This is a genomic window from Mycobacterium paraintracellulare (assembly GCF_000276825.1).
Classification (GTDB): Bacteria; Actinomycetota; Actinomycetes; order Mycobacteriales; family Mycobacteriaceae; genus Mycobacterium; species Mycobacterium intracellulare.
This window is the reverse complement of sequence record NC_016948.1, coordinates 245,026-256,882: the sequence shown is the minus strand read 5'-3', so window position 1 is coordinate 256,882 and position 11,857 is coordinate 245,026. Positions and strand designations below refer to the sequence as shown.

Sequence of the window (11,857 nt, the reverse complement as noted above, 5' to 3'; positions counted from 1 at the left end):
GTCCAAGCCGTTCCGGCCAGTCGGTGGCCTCCCGAGCCAGGGCACCCGGCCAGCCATACTAGTCGAGTGGGGCTCTGGTTCGGAACGCTCATTGCATTGTTTTTGCTGATAGCGCCCGGGGCGATCATCGCACGTATCAGTCAGTTGTCTTGGCCGGTCGCTGTTGCGGTGGGCCCGGCGCTGACCTACGGCGTGGTTGCGCTCGCCATTATTCCGTTTGGTGCCATCGGAATACCGTGGAACGGCTGGACCGCGCTGGCCGCGTTGGTCGTCATGTGCCTGGTGATGACCGGTTTCCAACTGCTGCTCGGCCGCTACCGCGACCGCGACGCCGAGACCCGCAGGATCGGCCGCTGGCCGGCGATCACGGTGGCGGCCGGGGTGGCGCTGGGGGCCCTGCTCATCATGTGGGCCGCCTACCGCGGCCTGGACGGTCATTGGCAGACCATCCCGAGCACCTGGGATGCGGTGTGGCACGCCAACGAGGTGCGGTTCATCCTCGACACCGGCCAGGCGTCCTCCACCCACATGGGCGAGCTGCGCAACGTCGAGACGCACCACACGCTGTATTACCCGTCGGTGTTCCACGCGCTGACCGCGGTGTTCTGCCAGCTGACCGGGGCGGCGCCGACCACGGGCTACACGTTGAGCTCGGTCGCCGCATCGGTGTGGCTGTTTCCGACCGGCGCGGCGATGCTCACCTGGCGGGTGCTGCGCCCGACCTGGGACGAATGGCGCAGCGCGGGGGCCGCGGCGACCGCAGCCACGCTGGCCGCGTCGTTCACGGCGGTCCCCTATGTCGAGTTCGCCGTCGCCGCGATGCCCAACCTGGCCGCCTACGGCGCCGCGGTGCCGGCGTTCGTGCTGATCACCTCCACGTTGCGGCACCGCGACCGCATCCCCGCGGCCGTGCTGGCGCTGGTGGGTGTCATGTCGGTGCACATCACCGGCGGTGTGATCGTGCTGCTGTTGCTGCTGGCCTGGTGGCTCCTGGATGCGCTGTGGCGTCCCGTGCGCGGCAGGCTGGCCGATGTGGCGGCCCTGGCGTGCGTCGCGGTGGTGTCGGGGTTGATCCTGTTGCCGCAGTTCATCAGCGTGCAGGAACAGGAAGACATCATCGCCGGGCACTCGTTCCTCACCTACCTCAGCAAGAAGCGGGGGCTGTTCGACGCCGTCTTCCAGCACTCCCGCCACCTCAACGACTTCCCGGTCCAATACGGGCTGATCGCGCTGGCCGCCATCGGCGGTGTCATCCTGCTGGTCAAGCGGATCTGGTGGCCGCTGGCCCTGTGGCTGCTGCTGATCGTGGTGAACGTCGACGCAGGAAATCCGATCGGTGGCCCCGTCGGCGCGGTGGCCGGGATGTTCGGCGAGTTCTTCTACAAGGATCCGCGCCGGATCGCGGCCGCCACCACCCTGCTGCTGGAGCCGATGGCCGGCATCGCGTTGTTCGCGATCGTGATCGGCGTCGTGGCCGGGGCCCGACGGCTGTCGGACCGGTTCAAACCGCTGCCCGCCCCGGTCTGGGTGTCGGTCACCGCGGTGCTGCTGGTGGCGACCACGGTGCTCAGCGCGCGCCACTACCTCTATCGGCACCTGTGGTTGTTCGGCGACAAATACGACTCGGTGATGATCGACCAACGCGATCTGATGGCCATGGCGTATCTGGCCAAGCTCCCCGGGGCCCGCGAGACCCTGATCGGCAACGCCAACACCGACGGTACCGCGTGGATGTACGCCGTCGCCGATCTGCACCCGCTCTGGACGCACTACGACTACCCGCAACAGATGGGGCCCGGTCCCAACCGCTACATCTTCTGGACCTCGGCGCGGCGGGGCGATTCCGATCCGAGGGTCCTCGAAGCGATCAAGGCGCTAAATATCCGGTACATCTACACGAGTGCGCCGACTGTCCGGGGGTTCGCCGTACCCGACGGACTAGTGTCATTGGATAAGTCGAAGTCGTGGGCGTTGATCTACGACAATGGCGGCGCCCGAATTTATGAATGGCGACCAAGCGGCACGACGCCACACCCATAGTCCACGAAGGATGGTGAAGTTTTGAGTACCCGCAACGATGACGACGACGTCGAAATCATCGGCGGCGTCGACCCGCGGATGATGGCGATCACCGACGATGACTCCGACGAGCGCTCCCTGACCGATCTGGTCGAGCAGCCGGCAAAGGTGATGCGGATCGGGACCATGATCAAGCAACTGCTCGAGGAAGTGCGCGCAGCGCCGCTGGATGACGCCAGCCGCAACCGGCTGCGTGAGATCCACGCCACCAGCATCCGGGAACTGGAAGAGGGCCTGGCGCCGGAACTGCGTGAGGAACTCGACCGCCTCACCCTGCCCTTCAACGAGGACGCCGCGCCGTCGGACGCCGAATTGCGCATCGCCCAAGCGCAGTTGGTGGGCTGGCTGGAGGGGCTGTTCCACGGCATCCAGACCGCGCTGTTCGCCCAGCAGATGGCCGCCCGCGCCCAGCTGGAAAAGATGCGCCAGGGCGCGCTCCCCCCGGGCGTCGGCAAGGCGGGCGGCGCGCCCGGGCACGGCCAGTACCTGTAAGCGACCTCGAGTAGTTCACGGTGTCGGGTCCTCACATCAAGACGCACAACGCGTGGGTCGAATTTCCCATCTTCGACGCCAAGTCGCGTTCGTTGAAGAAGGCCTTCTTGGGCAAGGCGGGCGGCACGATCGGACGCAACAACTCCAACGTGGTCGTCGTCGAAGCGTTGCGGGACATCACCATGTCCCTCGAGCTGGGCGACCGGGTCGGCCTGGTCGGCCACAATGGAGCGGGGAAATCGACTCTGCTGCGCCTACTTTCGGGCATCTATGAGCCCACCCGGGGCTGGGCGCAGGTCACCGGGCGGGTAGCGCCGATCTTCGATCTCGGCGTCGGGATGGACCCCGAGATCTCCGGCTACGAGAACATCATCATCCGCGGCCTGTTCCTCGGGCAGACCCGAAAGCAGATGCAGTCCAAGGTCGACGAGATCGCCGAGTTCACCGAGCTGGGTGACTACCTGTCGATGCCGCTGCGCACGTATTCCACCGGCATGCGGGTCCGGCTGGCGATGGGCGTGGTCACCAGCATCGATCCCGAGATCCTGTTGCTCGACGAGGGATTGGGCGCGGTGGACGCCGACTTCATGAAGAAGGCGCAGTCGCGGTTGCAGGGGCTGGTGGAGCGGTCCGGAATCCTGGTGTTCGCCAGCCACTCCAACGAATTCCTGGCCCGGCTGTGCAAGACGGCGATGTGGATCGACCACGGTGTGATCCGCATGACCGGCGGCATCGAGGACGTCGTGCGGGCGTACGAGGGGGAGGATGCGGCCCGGCACGTGCGCGAGGTGCTGGCCGAGACGGCCGGACAGCCATGAGCGACACCGTCGTCGCCGTCGTCGTCACCCACCGGCGCCCCGACGAGCTGGCCAAGTCCCTCGATGTGCTGAGCACGCAAACGCGGCTGCCCGACCACCTCATCGTCGTGGACAACGATTTCTCCGGTGACGGCCGTGTCCGCGAACTGGTTGCGGGAAAACCCATTCCGACGACCTATCTGGGATCGCGACGCAACCTCGGCGGAGCCGGCGGTTTCGCGTTGGGCATGCTGCACGCGTTGGCCCTGGGCGCCGATTGGGTGTGGCTGGCCGACGACGACGGGCGCCCGCAGGATTCGCATGTCCTTGCCACCCTGCTGGCGTGCGCGGACAAGCACGGCCTGGCCGAGGTGTCACCCATGGTGTGCAACATGGACGATGCCGAGCGGTTGGCGTTTCCGTTGCGCCGCGGCCTGGTATGGCGCAGGCGCGCAAGCGAATTGCGCACCGAAACTGGGCAGGACCTGTTGCGCGGCATCGCGTCGTTGTTCAACGGCGCGCTGTTCCGGGCGGCCACGCTGGAATCGGTCGGTGTCCCGGATCTGCGGCTGTTCATCCGGGGCGACGAGGTCGAAATACACCGGCGGCTGGTGCGTTCCGGCCTGCCGTTCGGAACCTGCCTGGACGCGGTCTACCTGCACCCGTGCGGATCCGACGAGTTCCGCCCGATTCTCGGCGGCCGGATGCACACCCAATATCCCGACAACCCCACCAAGCGGTTCTTCACCTACCGCAACCGCGGCTACCTGCAGTCACAGCCGGGGCTGCGCAAGCTGGTGGTTCAGGAATGGGTCCGGTTCGGCTGGTTCTTTCTGGTGACCCGTCGCGACCCCCGTGGCCTGGCCGAGTGGATCCGGTTGCGGCGCTTGGGGCGTCGTGAACAGTTCGGGCGGCCTAGTGGGGATCGCGAGCGCGGCGGAGCCGGGCGAAGCGGGTCGCCACCATCCAGACCGGGAGGAGCCCGATGACGTTCCTTGACGCGGCGGCGCAGTCGCGGACATTCACCCGGGCCCGCCGCGACCTGGTCGACGGTTTCCGTCGTCACGAGCTCTGGCTGCATCTGGGCTGGCAGGACATCAAGCAGCGTTACCGGCGCTCGGTGCTGGGGCCGTTCTGGATCACCATCGCGACGGGCACCACCGCCGTGGCCATGGGTGGCCTGTACTCCAAGCTGTTTCACCTCGAGCTGTCCGTGCATCTGCCGTACGTGACGCTGGGCCTGATCATCTGGAACCTGATCAACGCCGCCATCCTGGAGGGCGCCGACGTGTTCGTCGCCAACGAGGGGTTGATCAAGCAGCTGCCCACCCCGCTGAGCGTGCATGTCTACCGACTGGTGTGGCGGCAGGTCATCCTGTTCGCGCACAACATCGTCATCTACGCGGTGATCGCGATGATCTATCCCAAGCCATGGTCGTGGGCCGACCTCGCGGTGCTCCCGGCGCTGGCGCTGATCGTGCTCAATTGCATTTGGGTGTCACTGTGTTTCGGCATCCTCGCGACCCGCTACCGCGACATCGGTCCGCTGCTGTTCTCCGTCGTGCAGTTGCTGTTCTTCATGACGCCGATCATCTGGAACGACGACACCTTGCGCCAGCAGGGCGCCGGGCGGTGGTCCCGCATCGTCGAACTCAACCCGCTGCTGCACTACCTCGACATCGTTCGCGCGCCGCTACTCGGGGCGCACCAGGAGCTGCGGCACTGGGCCGTGGTGCTGGTGTTGACGGCCGTCGGTTGGGTGTTCGCGGCCTTCGCGATGCGCCAGTACCGCGCCCGGGTGCCCTACTGGGTTTAGCGTTTCCCTGACTTGTCACAGGGCGGCGCTATCATCGAACGTATGTTCGAAGCAGTGCCGCGTGACCTGGCGTTTCAGGGCGTCGACGACGCCGGTGTGCTGGACCGCGTCACCGCGGCGGCCCGGGCGCAGAACGCGCACTGCGCGCGCGAGTTGGCGGCGATCGGCGAGCTGTATGCGCGTCGGGCGCCGGACGACGACGCCGACCGTTTCAATTGGGCGGTCGACGGACACGAGAACGTGGTCGCCGAGGTGGCGGCCGCGCTGGGCATCAGTCGGGGCCGCGCGTCCGGGCGCTTGCACTATGCGATCGCGTTGCGCGAGCGGCTGCCCCGGGTCGCTGAGGTCTTCGCCCAGGGCCACATCGATTTCCGGTTGATGGCGGCGGTGGTGTACCGCACCGAGCTGATCGAGGACCCCGAGTTGATCGCCCGGCTAGACGCCGCGGTCGCCCGGCACGCGCCGAAATGGATGCGGCTGTCGGGGCCGAAAATGGCCGAGCGCATTGACATGTGGGTGGCGCGCATCGATCCCGCAGGGGTGCGCGTGCCGGGGATGCGCAGTCAAGATCGCCGTGTCGAGATCGGGCCCATCAGCCCGGGGCTGGCCGAGATCTCGGCGAGGGTGCGTCCCACCGATGCCGCCGCGGTGGACCGCGCGCTCGACGCGTTGGCCGATTCGGTGTGCCGGAACGATTCCCGCACCAAGGCCCAGCGTCGCGCCGATGCGATGGGCGCGATGGCCGCCGGGCAGACGGTCTTGCGCTGCGACTGTGGCTGCCCGGATTGCCCTGCGGCGCAGCGGCCCCCGGGAACCAATGTCGTGGTCCATGTGCTGGCCGAGCCGGCCGCGGTCGGCGGCGAGGCGCGCGCGCCGGCGCTGCTGCCGGGGTTCGGTCCGTTGCCGACGGGCTCGCTGCGCGAGTTGGCTGGTGTCGCGAAGACCAAGCCGCTCTCGCCGCCGCCGGACCGGGCGGAGCCCGGGTACCGGCCGTCGACCGCGCTGGCCGAATTCGTCCGCTTCCGCGACCTGACATGCCGATTCCCCGGCTGCGACGCCCCGGCCGACGTCTGCGACATCGACCACACGGTGCCGTTTCCGCTCGGCCCCACCCATCCGTCCAACCTCAAGCTGCTCTGCCGCCACCATCACCTGCTCAAGACGTTCTATACGGGCCCCGACGGCTGGCGGGATCGCCAGCTGCCCGACGGCACCGTGGTGTGGACGTCGCCGACGGGACATACGTACATCACCAAACCTGGTGGCAGCCTGTACTTTCCGGCGCTGGCGGTCCCGACCGGGACGCTGTCACTGCCGGCCGTCGCGCCCGCACCCTCGCAGAACCGGGGGGTCATGATGCCCGTCCGGCAGCGAACCCGCGCCGAGGATCGCGCCGCCCGGGTCCGCTGGGAGCGCGGCATCAACGAGGCCCGCTTCAGCGCCGAGGCGGCGCGTCACGCCGAGCGGTCGGCGCCCCACAACAACGACCCGCCGCCCTTCTGATGTCCGGTTCTCCCGCAGATGGTGGCGGGTCGCTCATCGTGGTGTCACACTGGTACGCCACCTGAGCACACCGGGCGAAAGGTCCACGGACGTGAGCAAGAAAGCCCCATCGGCAGCGGACGCCGCGCGGAACAACCTCGAAGCCGAGCTGGACCGGCTGCGGCAGCGGCGCGACCGCCTCGAGGCCGAAGTCAAGAACGACCGCGGGATGGTGGGCGATCACGGCGACGCGGCCGAGGCGATCCAGCGCGCCGACGAACTCGTGGTGCTTTCCGACCGGATCAACGAACTGGACCGGCGTCTGCGGGCCGGGCCGCCGGACTCCGACTCCTCGGCGACGCTGCCCGGCGGCACCGAGGTGACACTGCGGTTCGCCGACGGCGAAGTGGTCACCATGCACGTGATCTCGATCGTCGAGGAGACGCCCGTCGGCCGGGAGGCCGAGACGCTGACCGCGCGCAGCCCGCTGGCCCAGGCCCTGGCCGGGCGCAAGCCGGGCGACACGGTGACGTACTCGACGCCCCAGGGCGAGAACCAGGTCGAGTTGATCGCGGTCAAACTGCCCCGCTGACGCTGCCCGCCGGTGCCCGGCGGTCCCGTTAGACTCCCCCAATGCTTCCCCCCGAGTCCCCGGCCGCGCCGGCGCGCCTGAGTCTGACGACACAGGTCACGCGCTTCGTCGTCACCGGCGGCCTGGCGGGGATCGTGGACTTCGGGCTCTACGTGCTGCTGTTCAAAGCGGCGCACGTACAGGTCGACGTGGCCAAGTCCATCAGCTTCATCGTCGGCACCATCACCGCCTACCTGATCAACCGCCGGTGGACCTTCCAGGCGCCCCCCAGCACCGCCCGGTTCGTCGCGGTCATGGTCCTCTACGCCATCACCTTCGCCGTGCAGGTCGGGCTGAACCACCTGTGCCTGGCGTTTCTGCACTACCAAGCGTGGGCGATCCCTGTCGCGTTCGTGATCGCGCAGGGCACCGCGACGGTGATCAACTTCGTCGTGCAGCGGGCCGTGATCTTCCGCATCCACTGAGCCGCCTCCGGCCCAGCCCGGATCGCCCGCCTCCTCAGCGGGGCGCCTGCGTCCCGCATCGCCGCCGGAGCAGGCGGTACCCTCTTTGACGATGTCGAGCACCGATCCCGTGACCAAGCCCACCCGGCTGATGGGCTTTGGGCGCACCGCACCGTCGGTGGCCCAGGTGCTGTCCACCCGTGATCCGGAGGTGATCGCCAAGGCGGTGGCCCGGGCGGCCGGCTCGGGCGGCCGGGGCGTGATCGCCCGCGGGCTGGGCCGCTCCTACGGCGACAACGCGCAAAACGGCGGCGGCCTGGTGATCGACATGACCGCGCTCAACCGCATTCACTCGATCAGCGCCGACACCCGGCTGGTCGATGTCGACGCCGGGGTCAGCCTGGACCAATTGATGAAGGCGGCGCTGCCGTTCGGGCTCTGGGTCCCGGTGCTGCCGGGCACCCGCCAGGTCACCGTCGGCGGGGCGATCGCCTGCGACATCCACGGCAAGAACCATCACAGCGCGGGCAGCTTCGGCAACCACGTGCGGTCGATGGACCTGCTCATGGCCGACGGCTCCGTGCGCACCATCACCCCCGACGGCGACGACGCCGAGCTGTTCTGGGCCACCGTCGGGGGCAACGGCCTGACCGGGATCGTGCTGCGCGCCACCATCGCCATGACGCCCACGGAGACGGCCTATTTCATCGCCGACGGCGTGGCCACCAAGGATCTCGACGAGACGGTGGCCGTGCACCTGGACGGCAGCGAAGCCAACTACACCTACTCCAGCGCGTGGTTCGACCTGATCAGTCCGCCCCCGAAGCTCGGCCGGGCCGCGGTCAGCCGCGGCAGCCTGGCGAAGCTGGACCAATTGCCGAAGAAGCTCGCCAAGAACCCGCTGAAATTCGATGCGCCGCAGCTGCTGACGGTGCCGAACGTGTTTCCGGTGAGCGCGATGAACAAGCTGTCGTTCATGGCCATCGGCGAGACGTATTACCGGCTGGGCGGAACCTACTCGGGCAAGATCCAGAACCTGTCGCAGTTCTACCACATGCTGGATCTGGTCAGCGGCTGGAATAACGCCTACGGCCCAAGGGGTTTCGCCCAGCATCAGTTCCTGGTCCCGCCGAACGCGATGGACGAATTCAAGGACATCATCCGCTGGATCCAAACCACGGGCCACTACTCGGCGCTGAACGTGTTCAAGCTTTTCGGCCCGGGCAACCGCGCACCACTGAGTTTCCCGATGGCCGGTTGGAACGTCGCGATGGACTTCCCCAACAAGCCCGGGATCAACGAGTTCCTCAACGAACTCGACCGGCGCGCACTGGAATTCGGCGGACGGGTCTACACCGCCAAGGACTCCCGTGTCAGCGCAGAAACCTTCCACGCCATGTATCCGCGCATCGACGAATGGATCGCGGTACGCCGCAAGGTCGACCCCTTACGGGTGTTCGCCTCGGACATGGCCCGACGTTTGGAGCTGCTCTAGATGGTGCGCCAATGGTTTTAGACGCCGTGGGGAATCCGCAGACGATCCTGCTGCTCGGCGGCACCTCCGAGATCGGGCTGGCCATTTGCGAGCGCTACCTGCAGAACGCGCACGCGCGAATCGTGCTGGCCGCCATGCCCAACGACCCGGGCCGCGACGCCGCCGTGGCGCAGATGAAGGCCGCCGGTGCGCGGTCGGTGGAGCTGATCGATTTCGAGGCCACCGACCCCGACACCCACCCGAAGATGATCGATCAGGCGTTCGCCAACGGTGATGTCGATGTGGCCATCGTCGCCTTCGGCATCCTCGGTGACGCCGAGGAGCTGTGGCAAAACCAGCACAAGGCCGTGCTGGCCGCCGAAATCAACTACACCGCAGCGGTTTCGGTGGGCGTGCTGTTAGCCGAGAAGATGCGGGCGCAGGGCTTCGGCCAGATCATCGCGATGAGTTCGGCGGCCGGTGAGCGGGTGCGACGGTCCAACTTCGTCTACGGCTCCACCAAGGCGGGCCTGGACGGCTTCTACCTGGGGCTAGGAGAAGCGTTGCGCGAGTTCGGGGTTCGTGTCCTGGTGATTCGCCCCGGCCAGGTGCGTACCCGGATGAGCGCGCACGTCAAGGAAGCGCCGCTGACCGTCGACAAGGAGTACGTCGCCAACCTCGCGGTCACCGCGGCCGCAAAGGGTAAGGAATTGGTTTGGGCACCAGCAGCATTCCGTTACGTGATGATGGTGTTGCGACACGTCCCGCGTCCCATCTTCCGCAAGCTGCCAATCTGATCATGCGCAACGCGCTGGCCACCCTCGGCCAGATGGCCTTGGCGGCGCTGGTTGCGGTGGCCGTCGCGGTGGTGTCGCTGATCGCCATCTCTGGCGTGCAGTGGCCGGCCTTTCCGTCGTCCAACCAACTGCACGCGCTGACCACCGTCGGGCAGGTCGGCTGCCTGGCCGGCCTGGTCGCCACCGGATGGGTGTGGCGGCGCGGGCACCGGCTGATCGCCCAGCTGGGCGGGCTGGTGTTCGTGTCCGCGTTCACTGTCGTCACCCTGGGCATGCCGCTGGGGGCCACCAAGCTGTATCTGTTCGGCATCTCCGTCGACCAGCAGTTCCGCACCGAATACGTCACCCGGCTCGCCGACAGCCCCGCCCTGCGCGACATGACCTACCTTGGGCTGCCGCCGTTCTACCCGCCCGGCTGGTTCTGGATCGGCGGGCGCGCGGCGGCGCTGTCCGGGACGCCGGCGTGGGAGGTCTTCAAACCGTGGGCCATCACCTCGATCGCCGTCGCGGTCGCGGTCGCGCTGGTGCTGTGGTGGCGGATGGTCCGGTTCGAGTACGCGCTGATCGTCACCGCCGCGACGGCCGCGGTCACGCTGGCGTACGGCTCGCCCGAGCCCTACTCGGCAATGATCACCGTGCTGTTGCCGCCGGTGCTGGTGCTGACCTGGTCGGGGCTGCGGGCCGCGGACCGTCCGGACGCGGGCCGGCGCGCGGGCTGGGGCGCGGTGATCGGCGCAGGGATTTTCCTGGGGTGGACGGCCACCTGGTACACGCTGCTGTTCGGGTTCAGCGCGTTCGCGATCGGGCTGATGGCGCTGTGGCTGGCCGGGGTGCGGTGGCACCGGGACGGCGTGAAGGCCGCGCTCGATCCGCTGCGACGCCTGGCGGTCATCGCCGGCATCGCCGTGGTGATCGGCTGCACGACCTGGTTGCCGTTCCTGGTGCGAGCGGCGCGCAGTCCGATCAGCAACACCGGGGGCGCCGCCCACTACCTGCCGGCCGACGGGGCCGAGCTCACCTTCCCGATGCTGCAGTTCACGCTGCTCGGTGTGGTCGCCATGATCGGCACCCTGTGGCTGGTGGTGCGGGCGCGCTCCTCGGTGCGGGCCGGTGCGCTGGCCATCGGCGTGGTGGCGATCTACCTGTGGTCGCTGTTGTCGATGCTCACCACGCTGGCGCGCGTCACTCTGTTGTCGTTCCGGCTGCAGCCGACGCTGAGCGTGCTGCTGGTGGCCGCCGGGGCCTTCGGTTTCCTCGAGGCGACGCTGGCCCTCAAGCCGCGCGGCCGCGCGATCGTCCCGGTGGCCGGCGCCATCGGCCTAACCGCCGCGATCGCGTTCAGCCAGGACATCCCCGACGTGCTACGCCCCGACCTCACCATCGCCTACACCGACACCGACGGCAACGGGCAGCGCGGCGACCGGCGGCCGCCCAGCGCCGAAAAGTTCTATGCGACAATCGATCACGACATCACGCAGGTGACCGGCAAGCCGCGCGACCAGACCGTGGTGATGACGGCCGATTACAGCTTCCTGTCGTTCTACCCCTACTGGGGATTCCAGGGGCTCACCTCGCACTACGCCAACCCGCTCGCGCAATTCGACCTGCGGGCCGCGCAGATCGACAAGTGGTCCAAACTCAAGACCGCCGACGAGCTGATCCACGCCCTGGATGCCTGCCCCTGGCCACCTCCGACGGTCTTTTTGATGCGCCGCGGTGCTAACGGCAACTACACCCTGCGGCTGGCCGAGGACGTCTACCCCAACCAGCCCAACGTGCGCCGCTACACCGTCGATCTGCGCGGCGCCCTGTTCGACAGCCCGCGCTTCGACGTCCGCAGCGTCGGCCCCTTCGTGCTGGCCATCCGCAAACCGGGGGCGTAACC

General features: G+C 68.0%; 11 protein-coding genes. All 11 read left to right on the top strand.

Translation table 11 applies throughout. From position 1 onward, the window contains the following. Positions 1 to 66: 66 nt before the first annotated feature. Positions 67 to 2,040, top strand: coding sequence for a DUF6541 family protein (locus OCQ_RS01210; protein WP_008263079.1), 1,974 nt, complete (start codon positions 67 to 69; stop codon positions 2,038 to 2,040). Positions 2,041 to 2,118: 78 nt separating this feature from the next. Beyond that, on the top strand, positions 2,119 to 2,571 hold the full coding sequence (locus tag OCQ_RS01205) for a bacterial proteasome activator family protein (RefSeq protein WP_225323837.1): 453 nt from the start codon (positions 2,119 to 2,121) through the stop codon (positions 2,569 to 2,571). Between the two features lie 20 nt (positions 2,572 to 2,591). After that, the gene (gene wzt / locus OCQ_RS01200) at positions 2,592 to 3,389 is read left to right on the top strand and encodes a galactan export ABC transporter ATP-binding subunit Wzt/RfbE (RefSeq protein WP_008263074.1); all 798 of its coding nucleotides are present in this window, start codon (positions 2,592 to 2,594) and stop codon (positions 3,387 to 3,389) included. Then, complete coding sequence (gene glfT1 / locus OCQ_RS01195; protein ID WP_008263072.1) at positions 3,386 to 4,357, top strand: galactofuranosyltransferase GlfT1; 972 nt, start codon at positions 3,386 to 3,388, stop codon at positions 4,355 to 4,357. Before wzt ends, glfT1 begins: the two co-directional genes overlap by 4 nt. After that, the gene (gene wzm / locus OCQ_RS01190; RefSeq protein WP_008263070.1) at positions 4,354 to 5,184 is read left to right on the top strand and encodes a galactan export ABC transporter permease subunit Wzm/RfbD; all 831 of its coding nucleotides are present in this window, start codon (positions 4,354 to 4,356) and stop codon (positions 5,182 to 5,184) included. Before glfT1 ends, wzm begins: the two co-directional genes overlap by 4 nt. Positions 5,185 to 5,226: 42 nt before the next feature. Beyond that, a complete protein-coding gene (locus OCQ_RS01185; RefSeq protein WP_008263069.1) occupies positions 5,227 to 6,687 on the top strand; it encodes an HNH endonuclease signature motif containing protein in 1,461 nt (486 codons plus the stop codon). Positions 6,688 to 6,778: 91 nt separating this feature from the next. Beyond that, positions 6,779 to 7,258 (top strand): GreA/GreB family elongation factor, encoded by a 480-nt coding sequence (locus OCQ_RS01180; protein WP_008263067.1) that lies wholly within the window; start codon positions 6,779 to 6,781, stop codon positions 7,256 to 7,258. A gap of 41 nt (positions 7,259 to 7,299) precedes the next feature. After that, positions 7,300 to 7,722, top strand: coding sequence for a GtrA family protein (locus OCQ_RS01175; protein WP_008263066.1), 423 nt, complete (start codon positions 7,300 to 7,302; stop codon positions 7,720 to 7,722). Positions 7,723 to 7,813: 91 nt separating this feature from the next. Continuing rightward, a complete protein-coding gene (locus tag OCQ_RS01170) occupies positions 7,814 to 9,196 on the top strand; it encodes an FAD-binding oxidoreductase (protein ID WP_014378866.1) in 1,383 nt (460 codons plus the stop codon). Positions 9,197 to 9,207: 11 nt separating this feature from the next. After that, positions 9,208 to 9,972, top strand: coding sequence for a decaprenylphospho-beta-D-erythro-pentofuranosid-2-ulose 2-reductase (locus tag OCQ_RS01165; protein WP_008263064.1), 765 nt, complete (start codon positions 9,208 to 9,210; stop codon positions 9,970 to 9,972). Positions 9,973 to 9,974: 2 nt separating this feature from the next. Continuing rightward, a complete protein-coding gene (locus OCQ_RS01160) occupies positions 9,975 to 11,855 on the top strand; it encodes a galactan 5-O-arabinofuranosyltransferase (RefSeq protein ID WP_008263063.1) in 1,881 nt (626 codons plus the stop codon). The last annotated feature ends 2 nt before the right edge of the window (positions 11,856 to 11,857 follow it).